This window comes from Dokdonella fugitiva (assembly GCF_014138265.1).
In the GTDB taxonomy this organism is placed as follows: domain Bacteria; phylum Pseudomonadota; class Gammaproteobacteria; order Xanthomonadales; family Rhodanobacteraceae; genus Dokdonella_A; species Dokdonella_A fugitiva_A.
On record NZ_JACGXL010000003.1, the window covers coordinates 1 to 16,055 of the forward strand.

A 16,055-nucleotide genomic window follows, 5' to 3' on the forward strand; every position below is an offset into this window, starting at 1 on the left:
CAAGTTCGTCACCTCGGGCGGCAGCGGCGACGGCGACCTCTACGTGAAGTTCGGCAGCGCGCCGACCACGTCGAGCTACGACTGCCGCTCGTGGGCGACCGGCAATGCCGAAACGTGCAACATCGCGACGGCGCAGGCCGGCACGTACTACGTGATGATCAATGCCTACGCGACGTTCAGCGGCATGAGCCTGACCGGCAGCTACACGACCGGCGGCGGTGGCGGCACCGCGTTGTCGAACGGCGTGCCGGTCACCGGCCTCGCCGCGACGGCAGGCAACTGGACGTCCGACTACACGCTCGTCGTACCGTCGGGCGCGACCAACCTCAAGTTCGTCATTTCCGGCGGCTCGGGGGATGCGGACCTGTACGTGCAGCTCAACGCCGCACCGACGACGTCGAGCTACCTGTGCCGCCCGTACCTCAGCGGCAACAGCGAGACCTGCACCTTCGCGTCGCCGACGGCCGGCACGTACCACGCGCGCATCAATGCCTACTCGACGTTCTCGGGCGTCACGCTGACGCCGAGCTATACGCCGTAACGAGCAGTTCGGTGAAAACCAAACGGCGGCCGGTGCGAACCGGCCGCCGTTTTTCATTCGTACCGACGCGAGGCTCGGGCCGCGACCAGCGTCTCGGGCTCAGGCCGCGAGCAGGCGGTTCATGCGCGCGATGAACGCTGCCGGGTCGGCGAGCTGGTCGCCCGCGGCGAGCTGCGCTTCCTCGAGCAGCAGCCGGCCGAGATCCTCGCTGCGTGCGGCGTCGGCTTCGGCGGCGAACCGCTGCACGAGCGGATGCCGCGGATTGACCTCGAGCACGGGCTTGCCCGCGGGCACTTCGTGCCCGGCTTCGCGCAGCAGCCGCTGCATGTGCAGCGCCATGTCGTATTCGCCGAGCACGATGCACGACGGCGACCCGGTCAGACGGTGGCTCACGCGCACCTGCTCGACCTCGTCGCCGAGCACCCCGGCGAGCTTGTCGAGCATCGGCTTCGCTTCGTCCTCGGCCTGCTTGCGCTGCTCGGCATCGGCACCGTCGGCGGCGTCGATCTCGCCCTTCGCGGCGTTGCGCAGTTTCTTGCCTGCGTACTCGCCCAGATAACCGATCATCCATTCGTCGATGCGATCGCTGAGGAGCAGCACTTCGACGCCGCGCGCGCGCAGCGATTCGATCTGCGGGCTGCCCTTCGCCGCCGCGTGCGTGTCGGCCGTGACGTACCAGATGACGTCCTGGCCCGCCTGCATGCGGCCGATGTAGTCGTCGAGCGAGACGCTCTTCTGCGCGTCGTCGCCGTGCGTGGACGCGAAGCGCAGCAGCCGGGCGATGCGCTCGCGGTTCGCGCCGTCCTCGGCCACGCCTTCCTTGAGCACGTTGCCGAACGCGTTGGTGAACTGCTGGTACTTCGCCGGCTCGTCCTTGGCGACCTTCTCGAGCAGGTCGAGCGTGCGCTTGACGCAGGCGCTGCGGATCTGCGCGACGAGGCGGTTCTCCTGCAGGATCTCGCGGCTCACGTTGAGCGGCAGGTCGTCCGAGTCCACCACACCGCGCACGAAGCGCAGGTACGCCGGCAGCAGCTGCTCGCTCGCGTCCATGATGAAGACCCGGCGGATGTACAGCTTGAGGCCGTGGCGCTCGTCACGGCCGCTGAACACCGCGTCGAACGGCTGCTTCTCCGGAACGTAGAGCAACGAGGTGTAGCTCTGCGAACCCTCGACGCGGTTGTGCGCCCAGGCGAGCGCGTCGTTGAAATCGTGCGAAAGCGACTTGTAGAACGCCTGGTACTCCTCGTCGGTGATCTCGCCCTTCGGGCGCGTCCACAACGCCGCGGCGTGGTTGACGGTCTCGAATTCGTCGGACGGCTTGCCGTCCTTCTCGACCGGAAGGCGGATCGGAAACGCGACGTGGTCGGAATAGCGCTTGATCAGCTCGCGTAGGCGCCAGCCGTCGAGGAACTCGCCTTCGTCCGCCTTGAGGTGCAAGGTGACGGTCGTGCCGCGACGCGGCTCGTCGACCGTCTCGATCGTGTAGTCGCCGCTGCCGCCCGACTCCCAGCGCACGCCGTCGCCCGCGGGCACGCCGGCCTTGCGCGTGACCAGCGTGACGCGGTCGGCGACGATGAACGCGGAATAGAAGCCGACGCCGAACTGGCCGATCAACTGCGTGTCCTTGCGTGCGTCGCCCGACAACGATTCGAGGAAGCGGCGCGTGCCCGAGCGCGCGATCGTGCCGATGTTCTCGATCACTTCCTCGCGGCTCATGCCGATGCCGTTGTCGCGGATCGTCAGCGTGCGTGCATCCTTGTCCCACGACAGCTCGATGCGCAGCTCCGCGTCGTCGGCGGTCAACGACGCATCCGACAGCGCGGCGAAGCGCAGCTTGTCGCACGCGTCCGACGCGTTCGAGACGAGCTCGCGCAGGAAGATCTCCTTGTGCGAGTACAGCGAGTGCGTGACGAGATGCAGGACTTGCGAGACCTCGGCCTCGAAGGCGCGGGTTTCGGCGGTCGTGGACATGGATTTCCCTCCATAGATCTGGCTGCGCCCCAGAATGGAGTCGGGGAGCGCGGGCTTCAAGCGGCGCGCTCGGGTGGCGCGTGTGGCGGGCGGGCACGCGCCCCGCCGTACCGCCCTACCGAAGGCCGAAGCCGCCGCGCGTGCCATGGCGGATCCGCCGCTACGCGGCTTGATCCCCCATGGCTTGATCTGCCCAACCGTGTTCACCCCAACGAAGCTGCTCCTATTGGGGAGTGCGGCCGTGGATGGCCGCTCTGGACGTCATCGCCCGCGACCTGGCCGACCGCCAGATCGCGTCGTCGGGCCGCGATCAGGGATGATCGCAAAGAAAAAAGCGGCCGTCGTTTCCGACGGCCGCTCTGACGAGGAGCACAGACGCGACTCGTATGCTCCAAGACGGATGTGGGTCAGGCGTCAGCCTTCGTCTTTCGCGTGCGCGGAAAGATCTTCCTTGATGCGCGCCGCCTTGCCTTCGAGGCCACGCAGGTAGTACAGCTTCGCGCCACGCACCTTGCCGCGACGCTTCACGACGACCGAGTCGATCGACGGGCTGTGCGACTGGAACACGCGCTCGACGCCGGTGCCGTGCGAGATCTTGCGCACGGTGAAGGCCGAGTTGAGGCCGGCGTTCTTGCGCGCGATGACGACGCCTTCGTAGGCCTGCACGCGCTCGCGGTTGCCTTCCTTGACCTTCACGTTGACGATCACGGTATCGCCCGGGCTGAACTCCGGCAGCGAACGGGTCATCTGGGCGGCTTCGAATTGCTGGATCAGGTTCATGACACTCACCACTCTGGTCTGATTTTTTCGTCGACGCCGGACTGGCCGGGCCGTCTTCATTCGCCGGATTCGCGGTCCGGCGTGTTCTGTTCGTGCTCGCGCTGGAACTCGACCAGCAACGCGCGGGATTTCTTGTCCAGCTCGACCCGTTCGAGCAGGTCGGGCCGCCGCAGCCAAGTGCGACCCAGCGACTGCTTCAGGCGCCAGCGCGCGATCGCCGCGTGGTCACCCGATGTCAGCACCGCCGGCACGTCACCCCAGTCGTGATGCTCGGGACGCGTGTAGTGCGGGCAGTCGAGCAGGCCGTTCGAGAACGAATCCTGTTCGGCCGACATGGCATCGTTCAGCACACCCTGCTGCAGGCGCCCGACCGCATCGATCACGATCGCCGCAGCGAGTTCGCCGCCGGAGAGCACGTAGTCGCCGACGGAAATCTCCTCGTCGACCGCACGCTCCAGAAACCGTTCGTCCACGCCTTCGTAGCGACCGCTCAACAGGACCAGGTGTTCCTGCTGTGCGAGCTCCGCCACCTTGGCCTGGTCGAGCCGCGTTCCCTGCGGACTCAGGTAAATCACTTTCGCCTTCGTCGACCCGGCCGCGGCGCGCACGTCGTCGAGCGCCTTCCGCAACGGGTCGATCATCATCACCATGCCGGGGCCGCCGCCGTAGCAGCGATCGTCGGCCGAACGGTAGTTGTCGCTCGCGAAATCGCGCGGATTCCAGGTTGCGATCTCCAGCAACCCGCGTTCGCGCGCGCGTCCCACGACACCTATCCGCGCACAGCTTTCGATGAAATCCGGGAACAGCGTGATGACATCGATCCGCATGTTGTCCTTGCGCCCGTCCTGGTCGCTAAAGCCAGAGCGGACTCCTGTCCGCACTCTTCAACCTAGAACTCCGGATCCCAATCGACGGTGATACGACCACCGTCGAGATCGACCTCGGTCACGAACTGGCCGGTCAGGAACGGCACCAGCCGTTCGCGTTCCGCGTCCCTGACCACGAGCACGTCGTTCGCCCCGGTCGCGATCAGATGCGACACCCGGCCGAGCGGCCTGCCTTCGACCGTGACGACCTCGAGTCCTTCGAGATCGGCCCAGTAGTATTCGCCGGGCTTCGCCTTCGGCAACGCCGAACGCGCGACCCAGATTTCGGCGCCGACCAGCGCCGCAGCGGCGTCGCGGTCCGTCACACCGGGCAGCTCGGCGACGATGCCCTTGCCCTGGGCTCGCCCGCGACCGCCTTCCTCGATGACCGTTTCGCCGGCCGTCGACCGCATCCGCCACGGCTTGTAGCGGAAGATCTGCGTCCGGGGTTCGGTGTACGACTCGAGCTTGAGCTCGCCCCGCACGCCGTGTACGCCGACAACCTTGCCGAGCAGGACGAATTTCTCCGACCCGCTCACGCGATCAGGCTGCCTTCTTGCTCGCTTCCTTGTAGAGCGACTTGACCTTCTCGGTCATCTGCGCGCCCTTCTCGACCCACGACTTGACCTTCGCGGTGTCCAGCTCGAGGCGCACGTCCTTGCCGGCCGCGATCGGGTTGAAATAGCCGACGCGCTCGATGTTGCGGCCGTCGCGCGCGTTGCGCTCGTCGGTCACGATGATGTGGTAGAACGGACGACCCTTGGCACCGCCACGGGAAAGGCGAATCTTGACCATTGTTTTTGCTCGATATTTTGCGAAGTCGTCGACGTCGCACCCGGGCCGGTGAGTGGCCGTCGCGCGTCGGGAGCCGGGCATTCTAGCGGGAATCAGGAAAAAATAAAGCCCTGCAACGACTTGTCCCTGGCTCACGGGCGAAAACCGCGCCCGGCCGCCATTGGACGGAGGGGCCGCCGATATGCGGCATGCCCCTCCCCCGACCCGGCCCTTCCGGCGGGCGATCGCTTCAGGGCACGAAGCCGCGGATGTCGAAGCCGTCGCGGAATACCGTCGTGCTCGTCCCCGGCAGCGCGCCGTTCGCGATCCAGTCGTAGATCAACGCCTGCTGCTCGGGTAGCAGGCCGCCGCCGTAGTTGTCGAGCGGCATGCGTGCGCCGACGCCGGGCGTGTCGCAGTTGACCTTGCGGAACAGCAGGCTCTCCTCGGGCCGTCCCGGTACGACGTAGAGGATGCTGGCGTCCTCCCCGCTTGGCACGCCGACCAGATGGCCCCACGAGGCGCCCGCGCTCAGATCGAGCCCGCCGCTCGGCATCGGCGGCGGCGCGAAGTGGCAGTCGATGCAGCCGGCGCTGCCGCCGTTCGTCGCGTAGTCGTCGAACAGCCCCTGGATCGCCGCGCCGTAGGTGATCGCATAGTCCGGCGGGATGTCGGCGATGCGCGTGCAGCCGAGCGGCGCACCCGCGTACGCGGACGCGCACGCCAGTGCGATGCCGGCCGCGACCGCGATGGCCGGCGTCGTCCGCATCGGCTCAGACGAAGCCGAGGTTGCCGGTGGCGAAGTTCGCGAGGTTCGGGAAGATCGCCGCGAGGTCGGTCGGCGAGGTCACGCCCAGCCACTGCGCGAGCGTCGCCGCGTACTGGTCGACGCCGATGCCGGGGATCATCTGGCCGCGCGAGAAGTTGTTCGGCGCGTCGAGGTGCTGGTCCGGGAATCCGCTGATCGGGCCCCCGCCATTCGTGTACAGCTTGCCGCCGTTGACCGCGCCGCCGAGCGCGAACTGCACGCCGCCCCAGGCATGGTCCGAACCGGAGCCGTTCGACTGCAGCGTGCGCGCGAACTCCGACGCGGTGAACAGCGTGACCTCGTTCTGCGCGTCGACGTCGCCCGGCGCGAGCGCGAGCCAGAACGACGAGATCGCGTCGTTGACGAGCTTGAGCAGGTCCCCGTGGTCGTTGTTGCCGGACATCAGGCCCGAGTGCAGGTCGAAGCCGCCGAGGCGCACGTAGTAGATCTGCCGCGCGGCATAGTTCTGCGCCTTCGACAGCTTGATCATCTTCGCGACCATCTGCAGCTGCGAGGCGAGCGAATTGTTGGCCGGGAACGGCTGCACGAGCGTGGTCCCGTCGAGACCGGTCTTGAGCAGGTTGTAGAGGTCGCGGCTGCGCCCGAACACCTTGGTGTATTCGCCCGCGAAATCGTTCGCATAGGTATCGGCGAGCAGCGTGTTGAGCGCGTTGTCGCGCACGCTGGTGGCACTGACGCCGCTGCACGGCGTCGGATTGCACATGCCGTTCAACGACGACAGGCCGCTCGACGACATGCGGTACGGCACGGTCGACAGGCCGACTTCGAAGCGGTTCGCGCCGGAGATCGAGATGCAGGTCGACAGATCCTGGTTCGGGTTCGACGCATGCACGACGTCGCCGCAGCGGCCGCCCCAGCCGACCACGCGGTTGGTCACGCTGGTGCCCTGGTGCCAGAGGTTTTCCTGGTCTGAATGCGAGTACAGCTGAGGCGGGCGGTTCGCCGGCGTCGAGTAGTCGGCCTTCACGATCGGCTTGACCAGCGTGCCGACGTTGACCGCGAACGCGAGCTTGTTGGCGCGGTACAGCGCGGCGAGATCGTCCAGTTCCGGGTGGAGGAAGTACTGGTTCGTCGCGCTGCTCGAATCGTTGCCGTCGACGATCTTCTGCAACGCGACGTCGGTGCCGGCCGGGATGCCGAGGGCAAGGCCGTCGGGGTTCGACTGCGCGTTGTAGACGCCGCCGCGCGCGTCCGCGTAGACGTCGTGTCGCGCGGTGTCGAACGGCACGAGCAGGTTCCACGAGTCGTTGCCGCCGGCGAGATAGACGCAGACGAGCGCCTTGTAGCCGGGCAGCGAACGCGTGTTGGCGAGCGCCGTGCCCATCATGCGCAGTTGCGGGAACATCGCGGCGGTGCCGCCGCTGCAGGCAGCGAGCGCGAGCGTGCGCAGGAAGTCGCGGCGCGAGTTGCGTGAATGGCTCATCGTCGTCTCCTCAGCGCTGCGTCGCGAATTCGGGGGACAGCATCGTCACGTAGATCGCCGACCACGCCTTCTCCGACGCGGACGCGCCGTTGAGGTTGGCCAGCATGCCGGTCAGCGTCGCCTTCATGTTCGCCGACATCGTGCCGTACAGCAGGCTCTTGTCGATCGTCGCGACCATCGCGGCCGGACTGGTCGCGTTCGCGGTCAGCGACGACAGGTCGATCAGCGGCCGGTCGGTCGGCGGATTGGACATGCCCACGTAGGCCTTCGCGCTGAAGTTGTAATAGGAGTTGCCGGTGGAGTACGCGCTCGCCTCGCTGAGGATCTGCAGCTCCGGCGAATAGCGGTCGTTGTCGGCGAACGGCCCGGGCTGCTGGTAGTCGGGTTCGTAGAAGTTGAACACCGTGGGCGATTCGAGCGGCCCCTGTCCGAACGAGCTGGTCTGGCCGTTGCCCGCGCTCATCTTCACTTCGCCGTACGCGTCGGGCGCCTGCGCCTGTGCGTTGAACGCACGCCACACCGCGGTCAGGCGCAGGATCGGCTCGCGCAGCTTGCCGTAGTGGTCGCCGCTCGCGAGCGCGGGTGGATGGCGCGCCTCGTCGTCCATGAGGATCGCCTTGATCACGTCGCCGAGGTTCGCGCCCGGCGCGTCGAAAACCTGCGCGACGCGCTCGATGTACTGCGGGGACGGGTTGCTCGTGACGAAGCGCTGGATCAGCTGGCGCGAGACGAACGGCGGCACGTTCGGATGCGCGGCGAGGATGTCGAGTTCGTCGCCGACGTCCTGCGCGCAGGTCTGGTTCGGCGGGATCGTCACGCCGCCGACCACCGTCTTCGGCGTCGCTGTGGTGCCGTCGTCGCCGGTGATGTCGTGGCGCATGTTGTTGCTGCCGCTGCCGCTCGCCGGAAAATGCTCGGTGCCGAAGCATTCCATCGGCGCGTACTGGGCGGCGAACGTCAAGCCGCCGCCGTAGAAATTGGGCGGGTTGAGCGGTGCATCGCTCCAGGTGAAACCGGTGAACACCTTCGCCGTGTGCGTGATCGTGGTCTGGTCGTAGGTCGGGATCTCGACGCCGTTGGAGAGGATCGGCGAGAAGTCCATGTCGCGCAGCACCAGGCCGATCGAGAACAGCTGCATGACTTCGCGCGCGTAATTCTCGTCGGGGCTCGTCGTCGCGCTCGGCTTCTGGTTGCGGAACGACGACAGGTACCGGCCCATCATCGGATGCCACGTCACGTCGCCGAGCAGCGTGCGATACGACGCGAACGCGTCCTTCGCGAGCATGTCGTAGTAGCCGGCCATCGGCACGATGTAGTTGCCGATCGCGCTGCTCTGGTCCGAGATCACGAAGATCTGGCTGAGCGCCCACGCCATGCGCTGGCGCAGCTGGTCGGGCGCGTAGGCCGCCTGCCAGTACCAGCGCTGGATGCGCTGCGACTGGCTCACGCTCTGCGCCGCCGCGGTACGCGCGTTGACGACCTGTTCGACGGCCGGCGCGCCGAGCGTCGGCGCCCTGGCGAGTTGCTCCTCGATCCAGGCGTCGTAGCCGAGCGCGGTCAGGCGCGCGACGTCGGCCGTGGTCGGCCCGAACGTCGCCTGGGTCAGGAAGCGCGACGCCTCGTTCGCGTCGGCGGGCGCGTCCGGCGCGGGATCGAAGCCGTAGGCGAACAGGCGGTCGTGCGTGGCGGCGTGTGCGCCCGTGCAGACCATCGAAGCGAATACGGCGAGCGCGCCGCATGCGTTGCTGAAGCGAGTCATCGCGCATCCCCACGAGTGGCCGGTGGTCCGGTGACCGGAGCGGCGCACTTTAGCCGTTGCGATCGTCGGCGGTTGTGACGATCGCCCCACTCGGTGATGGCAGATCGACGTCCGGTGCGAACGCGCGGACGCGCGGTCGGTTGACACCCGACCGCGCGAAGGCCATCGCCGGCGATCAGCGCCCGGGCAGGCCGCCCGGAGGAAAGCCGCCGCCGCCCATGCCCTTCATCGCCGAACCCATCTGGCGCATGAGGCCCTTGAGGCCGCCGCTGCCGAGCTTGGACATCATCTTTTCCATCTGCTGGTACTGCTTGAGCAGCTTGTTGACGTCGGCGGGCTGCATGCCGGAACCGCGCGCGATGCGCGCGCGGCGCGAACCGTTGAGCAGGTCGGGATGGCGCCGCTCCTTCTTGGTCATCGAGCCGATGATCGCCATCATGCGATGCACTTCGCGGTCGTTGACCTTCGACTTGACGTGGTCGGGCAGCGAGCCGACACCGGGCAGCTTGTCGATCAGCGACGCCATGCCGCCCATGTTGACCATCTGCTCGAGCTGGTCGCGCATGTCGTTGAGGTCGAAGCGCTTGCCCTTGATGACCTTCTCGGCGAGCTTGCGCTGCTTCTCCTGGTCGACGCCCTGCTCGACCTGCTCGACCAGCGACAGCACGTCGCCCATGCCGAGGATGCGCGTCGCGACGCGATCGGGATGGAACGGCTCGAGCGCGTCGACCTTTTCGCCCGCGCCGATGAACTTGATCGGGCGCCCGGTCACGTAGCGCACCGACAGCGCCGCACCGCCGCGCGCGTCGCCGTCGGTCTTGGTCAGCACGACGCCGGTCAGCGGCAGCGCGTCGGCGAACGCCTTGGCGGTGTTGGCCGCGTCCTGGCCGGTCATCGAGTCGACCACGAACAGCGTTTCGATCGGATCGAGCGCCGCGTGCAGCGCCTTGATCTCGTTCATCATGTCCTGGTCGACGTGCAGGCGGCCCGCGGTGTCGACGATGAGCACGTCGGCGAACGCGCGCGCCGCCGCGTCGCGCGCGGCCTTCGCGATCGCGACCGGGTCCTGCTCGCCGCTGGAGGGATGGAACAACACCTCGACCTGGCCGGCGAGCGTGCGCAGTTGCTCGATCGCCGCGGGGCGGTAGACGTCGCAGCTGACCACCATGACCTTCTTCTTGCGTCGCTCCTTGAGGAAGCGCGCGAGCTTGGCGACCGTGGTCGTCTTGCCCGCACCCTGCAGGCCGGCCATGAGCACGACCGCGGGTGGTGCCGCGGCGAGGTTGAGATCGCTGTTCGCGGTACCCATGACCGCGGTCAGCTCGTCGCGCACGACCTTGACCAGGGTCTGGCCCGGCGTGAGGCTGCGCAGCACGTCCTGGCCGAGCGCCTTGACCTGCACGCGCTGGATCAGCGCCTGCACCACCGGCAGCGCGACGTCGGCCTCGAGCAGCGCGATGCGCACCTCGCGCAGCGCCTCGCGGATGTTCGACTCGGTCAGCCGCCCCTTGCCGCGCAGGCGCTGGACGGTGGCGGACAGGCGTTGGCTGAGCGACTCGAACATGGGCGGACCGGCAAGCGGAAAAGGCGGCGATTATAGCGCCCTCGCGCCGGCTGCATCCCGATGCCGATCCAGGATGCCGATCCAGGCAGGCGCGCTGTGCCACACTTGTGGGCATGCTCAGCCCGATCCTCGCCGCGCTCGCGATCCTCGCCTACCTCCTCGCCAGCGCCCTGCTGGCGCGACCGTTGCTCGGCCGCGGCGACGCGCCGGCGAAACTGCCGCTCGCGATCGCCACCCTCGCCGTGCTCGCGCACGCGGGCGTGCTGCTCGGTGCACATCGCGGCGCGCTCGATCTGCATTTCTTCTCGGCGCTGTCGCTCGTCGCCGGCGTCGTCTCGGCGCTGACCCTCATCGTCAACCTCACGCGCCCGGTCGCCGTGCTCGGCGTCATCGTGTTCCCGCTCACCGCGCTGCTGCTCGCGATCGACGCCTACGCGGCGCCGGCGACCGCGCCGCAACCGATCGACTGGCAGATCAAGCTGCACGTGAGCGTCGCCCTGCTCGCCTTCGGCGTGCTGTCGATCGCCGCCGCACTCGCGATCCTGCTCGCGCTGCAGGAACGCGCGCTGCGCCATCGCCAGTTCGGCGCGCTGCTGCGTTCGCTGCCGCCGCTGACCCTGACCGAAACCCTGCTGTTCCGCCTCATCGCGGCCGGCTTCGTGCTGCTCAGCCTGACCTTGCTGACCGGCATCCTGTTCGTCGACAACCTGTTCGCCCAGCACCTCGCGCACAAGACCGTACTGTCCATCCTCGCCTGGATCGTGTTCGGCGCACTGCTGTACGGCCGCCGCGCCTGGGGCTGGCGCGGGCGTCGCGCGGTCAACCTCACGCTGGCGGGCATGGCGATCCTGCTGCTCGCATTCTTCGGCTCGAAGTTCGTGCTCGAACTGGTGCTGCACAGGACCACATGAAGGGATCGTCCACGGCAATTCCCTTGCGGGTCCTCGCGCACGCGCTCGGCATCGCGGCGATCGTCGGCATTCCGTTCCTGTTCGTCGCGGTCAACCAGGTTCGGCGTGCGTGCGGCGAGCATCTGTTCGGCTCGCGGCAAGATTTCTGCTCGGCATCCGAACTCGCACGCTGGCTGCTCGCCCTGCCGGCTCTGGCGCAACTGGGCATCGTCGCCACGATCGTCGCGATCGCCGTGCTGGTTCGCGGACTGCTGCGCCGGCTCGCGGCGTGAAGGCACCCGCCCTCGTCCAGATGAAGCGCGCCTACGAACCGGCTTCCGACACCGACGGCCTGCGCATCCTCGTCGACCGGCTGTGGCCGCGGGGCCTGGGCAAGGAGGCCGCGAAGGTCGACGTCTGGCTCAAGGACGTCGCACCGAGTGCGGCGCTGCGCACCTGGTTCGGTCACGATCCTGCGAAGTGGGACGAGTTCCGCGCGCGCTACGAGGCGGAACTGCGCGAGCGACCGGATGCCGTCGCCGAACTGCGCCGACTCTCGTCCGAAGGCGTGGCCACGCTCGTCTACGCCGCCAAGGACAGCGCGCACACGCATGCGCTGGTCCTGCTGCGCGTACTCCAACTCGAGCGCCTATCGCGCCGACCGCGCGGCCGGTGAATCCCGCGCGCAAAACGCGGACGGCAGCGGGACCGCGCTGAACGCCCTACGCCTCCCACGCGGTGGACAATGCATCCGCGAGGCGATCGACCGCGAGGATCTCCATCTCGCCGATGCGCGACTTCTTCGGCGCGTTCGCCTTCGGCACGATCGCTCGGCGGAAGCCGTGCGTGGCGGCTTCCTTGAGCCGCTCCTCGCCGTTCGGCACCGGGCGGATCTCGCCCGACAGGCCGACTTCGCCGAACGCGACGGTCTTGTCCGGCAACGGCCGGTCGCGAAAGCTCGACAGCACCGCGAGCAGTACCGGCAGGTCGGCCGCGGTTTCCTGCACGCGGATGCCGCCGACGACGTTGACGAACACGTCCTGGTCGTACACTGCCGCGCCGCCGTGGCGGTGCAGCACGGCGAGCAGCATCGCGAGGCGGTTCTGCTCCAGGCCGAGCGCGACGCGGCGCGGGTTGCCGAGCGAGCTCTGGTCGACCAGCGCCTGCACCTCGACGAGCAGCGGCCGCGTGCCCTCGCGCGTGACCATCACCGCGCTGCCCGCGGTCGGTCGCGCGTGCGCGGAGAGGAAGATCGCGGACGGATTCGGCACTTCGCGCAGGCCCTTGTCGCCCATCGCGAATACGCCGAGCTCGTTGACCGCGCCAAAGCGGTTCTTGAATGCGCGCAGCACGCGGAAGCGCGAACCCGACTCGCCTTCGAAGTAGAGCACCGCATCGACCATGTGCTCGAGTACGCGCGGCCCGGCGATGCCGCCCTCCTTGGTCACGTGGCCGACGAGGAACACGCTCGTGCCCGATTCCTTGGCGAAGCGCACGAGTCGCGCGGCCGATTCGCGCACCTGCGACACCGAGCCCGGCGCCGCGGTGAGCTGCTCGGTCCAGATCGTCTGGATCGAATCGACGATGAGCACGTCGGGCTTCGCATTCGCGGCTTCGGCGAGGATGCGCTCGATCGACGTTTCGGCGAGCGCGTCGAGGCCGTCGAGGGCGATGCCGAGGCGCTGGCCGCGTCCGGCGACTTGGGCGAGCGATTCCTCGCCGGTCACGTACAGTCCGCGCACGCGCTGGCCGAGCGTGCCGAGCATCTGCAGCAGCAGGGTCGACTTGCCGATGCCGGGATCGCCGCCGATGAGCACGACCGAGCCGGCGACGAGGCCGCCGCCGAGCACGCGGTCGAGTTCGCCGATGCCGGTGTCGCTGCGCCGCTCCGCTTCCGCGGCGACGCTCGCAAGGCGCGTGATCTTCGCCGGCCCCGCCGCGCCGGCATAGCCCGTGCGCGACGCCGCGACCGATTTCGCGGCCGGCTGCACGACGATTTCCGCGAGCGTGTTCCATGCGCCGCATTCGATGCACTGCCCTTGCCACTTCGAATGCTCGGCACCGCACTCGGCGCAGACGTAGGCGGTCTTGGCCTTGGCCATGGGGTCTCCCGTGGGTCGATCACCGCATCATGCCGTGATCGCGTCGCACGGGCCAAGACGGCGCCACCGGTCAGAACAGCACGGACTCGTCGAAGGCGTCGATGAACACGGTGTCCTCGTACGCGCCGAAGTCCTGGTGGCCGTGCAGCGGATAGGCCGCGCCGAGGAGATCCGTGCCGCCGGTCAGCCAGTGGCTGCGACCGAGCAGCGGCGAATCGGCGCCGAGGCGGTAGTCGCCGCCGCCGGCGTCGACGAAGCCGGGATCGACCGCGATGTTGCCCGCCTGTACCGCGCCGCTGTCGTTGAGGATGTGGCCGATGTCGTTGAAGTACAGCGTCGCGGTCGGGCAGGACATCCAGAAGCCGCCGTTGACGTTGTGCTGGACGATGTTGTTGGCGACGTCGCAGCTCGCGCCGTCGATGTAGACCGAGCGCTGCGAATCGTCGCTGCCGGGCACGCTGTTGTCCGCGACGGTGTTGTCGTAGAACGCCACGCCGTCGCCGCCGCCGACGAGTTCGACCGCGGATTCGCCTTGCTCGGCGACGTTGCCGACGATCAGGGTGTTGTGGACGACCGTGCGGTTGCCGGCGCCGTCCGAGGCCGCGTACAGGCCGCCGCCGGCCGAGGTCGTATGGTTGTCGCGGATGATCGTGTCGAACACGGTCGCCGCGCTGTCGTCGGTTCCTTCGATGTTGATGCTCAGGCCGCCACCGTCGGCGGACGTCTCGCCGTTCTCGATCGTGACGCCGCTGACCTGGATCGCGGCCTTCCGGCTGCGCAGGTCCATGACCTGGTACTGGCCGTTGCCGTCGAGCAGGGTCGCCAGCGGATTGCCGGAGCGCGCGCTGCAATCCGCGTTGTAGCCGCCTTCGATCGACAGCGTGCCGGTGGCCGCCGTGTTCGAGTAGTAGAACGCTCCCGGCGAAGGGTTGGTGACGAGGCGCGTCTGGTAGAGCCCCTGGACGATCTTGATGCGATTGTCCATGCCGTTGTACTGCCCTCCGGTCGAGGCGGAGGTCAGCGCGTTCTGCAATTGCTGGGCGGTCGACACGCAATGACCGATGACGGTACCCGCGCGCGCGTCGGCGATGAATGCCGTCGCGACGAACAGGATCGGCAGGAGCACGCCGCGACGGGCGGGTTCGGTGCTGCGATGGCGCATGGCGGGGAGCCTCGTGAGGATGGCATCGAGTGCCACACGCAAGGCGGCGCGCAATCCGGGCAGGCGCCGGACGGCGAATCGCGTCGTCGCGACAGGAACCCGCACGCAACGGCGACCCGCTGCGTCAGCCGTCGTCCTCGACGAAGCGCACGCGGCGCGTCACGCCGCAGGTCAGCTCGTAGCCGATCGTGTCGGCGTGCGCGGCGATTTCCTCGACCGGCAGGCCGCGTCCCCACAACACGACCGGGTCGCCGACCTTGGCGTCCGCATGCTGGCGCAGGTCGATCGTGACTAGATCCATCGACACGCGCCCGACCACGAGCGCGCGCGTGCCGTTGACGAGCACGGGCGTCGCGCCGTCGGAGTGGCGCGGATAGCCGTCGCCGTAGCCGATCGCGGCGACGCCGACCGGCATGTCCTCGGGCGCCTGCCAGGTCGCCGCGTAGCCGACGTACTCGCCCTTGCGCACGCGATTGACCGCGACGAGCCGCGTCGCCAGCGTCATCGCCGGACGGAAGCCGAAGTCGGCGCCGATGCGGCCGGCGACGACCGAGATGCCGTACAGCGCGCCACCGACGCGAATCCACTGCCCCTGCGCCTCCGGCCAGCCGAGCACGCCGGCCGAGTTCGACAGCGAACGCTCGCCGTCGAGGCCCGACACGCCGCGCTCGAAGCGTTCGATCTGCTGCGTGGTCATCGCGTCGTCGAACACGTCGGAGTTCGCGAAGTGCGTCATCAACGCGATGTCGCGATCCACGCAGGCGAGCGCGCGCAGGCGAGCGTGCACCTCGCGCGCGCGTTCGGGCGGGATGCCGAGGCGGTGCATGCCGGTGTCGAGCTTGAGCCAGACACGGAGCGGGCGCGGGTCGGCATCGGCGGCGAGCAGGTCGACCTGCGCATCGCTGTGCACGACGGTGTCGAGTCGCAGGCGGCGCATCTCGGCGAGATCGGCCGCCTCGTCGTGGCCGGACAGCACGACGATGCGCTGCGATACGCCGGCCGCGCGCAGGCGCTGGCCGTCGGCGATGCCGGCGACGCCGAACGCGTCGGCGCCCTCGAGCGCGCGCGCGACGCGCTCGAGGCCGTGACCGTAGCCGTCGGCCTTGACCACCGCCATCACGCGCGCACCGGGTGCGAGTTCGCGCACGCGGCGCAGGTTCTCGCGCAGCGCGCCGAGGTGGATCGTCGCGCTGGTCGCGCGCATGCAGGCTCCTTTGTCGAAGGTCCGGGACGAAGCGTCTGCTTCGCCCGGTACGGATTGCACAACGCCGCGCAGGAGCGGCCCGCACACGGCGCCGCAGCCTCGTCGTGGCGCTGGCAGCACCCTGCGACACCGGCCGGTGCCGCTCCTGCTGGCTGACCAGGCGCTGCCGCCGTTCGCATCCCGCGGCGGC

Annotated in this window: 16 protein-coding genes; 4 read left to right on the forward strand and 12 right to left on the reverse strand. The window is 68.5% G+C overall.

The genetic code is table 11. The features are described 5' to 3' along the window. Positions 1-541: PPC domain-containing protein (locus FHW12_RS10380; protein ID WP_182530970.1), on the forward strand; the 541-nt coding region annotated here is incomplete at its 5' end. Positions 542-640: 99 nt separating this feature from the next. Here FHW12_RS10380 and htpG read toward each other — a convergent pair. The 9 genes from htpG to ffh form a co-directional block, all read right to left on the reverse strand. Then, positions 641-2,512, reverse strand: coding sequence for a molecular chaperone HtpG (gene htpG / locus FHW12_RS10385; protein WP_182530971.1), 1,872 nt, complete (start codon positions 2,510-2,512; stop codon positions 641-643). A gap of 414 nt (positions 2,513-2,926) precedes the next feature. Continuing rightward, complete coding sequence (gene rplS / locus FHW12_RS10390) at positions 2,927-3,292, reverse strand: 50S ribosomal protein L19 (RefSeq protein WP_220484415.1); 366 nt, start codon at positions 3,290-3,292, stop codon at positions 2,927-2,929. A gap of 56 nt (positions 3,293-3,348) precedes the next feature. Beyond that, on the reverse strand, positions 3,349-4,119 hold the full coding sequence (trmD, locus tag FHW12_RS10395) for a tRNA (guanosine(37)-N1)-methyltransferase TrmD (RefSeq protein ID WP_182531363.1): 771 nt from the start codon (positions 4,117-4,119) through the stop codon (positions 3,349-3,351). Between the two features lie 62 nt (positions 4,120-4,181). Continuing rightward, entirely contained in the window at positions 4,182-4,697 is a 516-nt protein-coding gene (gene rimM / locus FHW12_RS10400) for a ribosome maturation factor RimM (RefSeq protein ID WP_182530973.1), read from the reverse strand. A 4-nt stretch (positions 4,698-4,701) separates the two neighbouring features. Continuing rightward, entirely contained in the window at positions 4,702-4,953 is a 252-nt protein-coding gene (rpsP, locus tag FHW12_RS10405; protein WP_182530974.1) for a 30S ribosomal protein S16, read from the reverse strand. A gap of 229 nt (positions 4,954-5,182) precedes the next feature. Continuing rightward, complete coding sequence (locus FHW12_RS10410; protein WP_182530975.1) at positions 5,183-5,701, reverse strand: hypothetical protein; 519 nt, start codon at positions 5,699-5,701, stop codon at positions 5,183-5,185. A 4-nt stretch (positions 5,702-5,705) separates the two neighbouring features. After that, complete coding sequence (locus FHW12_RS10415) at positions 5,706-7,184, reverse strand: DUF1501 domain-containing protein (protein ID WP_182531364.1); 1,479 nt, start codon at positions 7,182-7,184, stop codon at positions 5,706-5,708. Between the two features lie 10 nt (positions 7,185-7,194). Beyond that, complete coding sequence (locus FHW12_RS10420; protein ID WP_182530976.1) at positions 7,195-8,943, reverse strand: DUF1800 domain-containing protein; 1,749 nt, start codon at positions 8,941-8,943, stop codon at positions 7,195-7,197. Between the two features lie 175 nt (positions 8,944-9,118). Continuing rightward, positions 9,119-10,507 carry a signal recognition particle protein gene (ffh, locus tag FHW12_RS10425; protein ID WP_182530977.1) on the reverse strand — a complete coding sequence of 463 codons (1,389 nt, stop codon included), beginning with the start codon at positions 10,505-10,507 and terminating at the stop codon, positions 9,119-9,121. A 113-nt stretch (positions 10,508-10,620) separates the two neighbouring features. On the opposite strand from ffh, the gene FHW12_RS10430 reads away from it, so the two are divergent. The 3 genes from FHW12_RS10430 to FHW12_RS10440 are packed head-to-tail and all read left to right on the forward strand — an operon-like array spanning position 10,621 to position 12,073. Further along, a complete protein-coding gene (locus FHW12_RS10430) occupies positions 10,621-11,418 on the forward strand; it encodes a cytochrome C assembly family protein (RefSeq protein ID WP_182530978.1) in 798 nt (265 codons plus the stop codon). Beyond that, positions 11,415-11,690 (forward strand): hypothetical protein, encoded by a 276-nt coding sequence (locus FHW12_RS10435; RefSeq protein WP_182530979.1) that lies wholly within the window; start codon positions 11,415-11,417, stop codon positions 11,688-11,690. Before FHW12_RS10430 ends, FHW12_RS10435 begins: the two co-directional genes overlap by 4 nt. Then, on the forward strand, positions 11,687-12,073 hold the full coding sequence (locus FHW12_RS10440; RefSeq protein ID WP_310735210.1) for a DUF488 domain-containing protein: 387 nt from the start codon (positions 11,687-11,689) through the stop codon (positions 12,071-12,073). Before FHW12_RS10435 ends, FHW12_RS10440 begins: the two co-directional genes overlap by 4 nt. A gap of 46 nt (positions 12,074-12,119) precedes the next feature. Here FHW12_RS10440 and radA read toward each other — a convergent pair whose 3' ends face one another. The 3 genes from radA to alr all read right to left on the reverse strand — a co-directional run bounded on the left by radA (position 12,120) and on the right by alr (position 15,865). Next, on the reverse strand, positions 12,120-13,499 hold the full coding sequence (radA, locus tag FHW12_RS10445) for a DNA repair protein RadA (RefSeq protein ID WP_182530980.1): 1,380 nt from the start codon (positions 13,497-13,499) through the stop codon (positions 12,120-12,122). A gap of 70 nt (positions 13,500-13,569) precedes the next feature. Continuing rightward, positions 13,570-14,661 carry a hypothetical protein gene (locus FHW12_RS10450; RefSeq protein WP_182530981.1) on the reverse strand — a complete coding sequence of 364 codons (1,092 nt, stop codon included), beginning with the start codon at positions 14,659-14,661 and terminating at the stop codon, positions 13,570-13,572. A 124-nt stretch (positions 14,662-14,785) separates the two neighbouring features. Next, a complete protein-coding gene (gene alr, locus FHW12_RS10455; RefSeq protein ID WP_182530982.1) occupies positions 14,786-15,865 on the reverse strand; it encodes an alanine racemase in 1,080 nt (359 codons plus the stop codon). Between the last annotated feature and the right edge of the window lie 190 nt (positions 15,866-16,055).

What these genes read in the sequence shown, in the direction of transcription:
- alr (WP_182530982.1), bottom strand. Translation starts at nt 15,865, where the DNA reads ATGCGCGCGACCAGCGCGACGATCCACCTCGGCGCGCTGCGCGAGAAC.
- htpG (WP_182530971.1), bottom strand. Translation starts at nt 2,512, where the DNA reads ATGTCCACGACCGCCGAAACCCGCGCCTTCGAGGCCGAGGTCTCGCAA.
- FHW12_RS10415 (WP_182531364.1), bottom strand. Translation starts at nt 7,184, where the DNA reads ATGAGCCATTCACGCAACTCGCGCCGCGACTTCCTGCGCACGCTCGCG.
- FHW12_RS10435 (WP_182530979.1), top strand. Translation starts at nt 11,415, where the DNA reads ATGAAGGGATCGTCCACGGCAATTCCCTTGCGGGTCCTCGCGCACGCG.
- trmD (WP_182531363.1), bottom strand. Translation starts at nt 4,119, where the DNA reads ATGCGGATCGATGTCATCACGCTGTTCCCGGATTTCATCGAAAGCTGT.
- rplS (WP_220484415.1), bottom strand. Translation starts at nt 3,292, where the DNA reads ATGAACCTGATCCAGCAATTCGAAGCCGCCCAGATGACCCGTTCGCTG.
- FHW12_RS10430 (WP_182530978.1), top strand. Translation starts at nt 10,621, where the DNA reads ATGCTCAGCCCGATCCTCGCCGCGCTCGCGATCCTCGCCTACCTCCTC.
- radA (WP_182530980.1), bottom strand. Translation starts at nt 13,499, where the DNA reads ATGGCCAAGGCCAAGACCGCCTACGTCTGCGCCGAGTGCGGTGCCGAG.
- FHW12_RS10410 (WP_182530975.1), bottom strand. Translation starts at nt 5,701, where the DNA reads ATGCGGACGACGCCGGCCATCGCGGTCGCGGCCGGCATCGCACTGGCG.
- rpsP (WP_182530974.1), bottom strand. Translation starts at nt 4,953, where the DNA reads ATGGTCAAGATTCGCCTTTCCCGTGGCGGTGCCAAGGGTCGTCCGTTC.
- ffh (WP_182530977.1), bottom strand. Translation starts at nt 10,507, where the DNA reads ATGTTCGAGTCGCTCAGCCAACGCCTGTCCGCCACCGTCCAGCGCCTG.
- FHW12_RS10450 (WP_182530981.1), bottom strand. Translation starts at nt 14,661, where the DNA reads ATGCGCCATCGCAGCACCGAACCCGCCCGTCGCGGCGTGCTCCTGCCG.
- FHW12_RS10420 (WP_182530976.1), bottom strand. Translation starts at nt 8,943, where the DNA reads ATGACTCGCTTCAGCAACGCATGCGGCGCGCTCGCCGTATTCGCTTCG.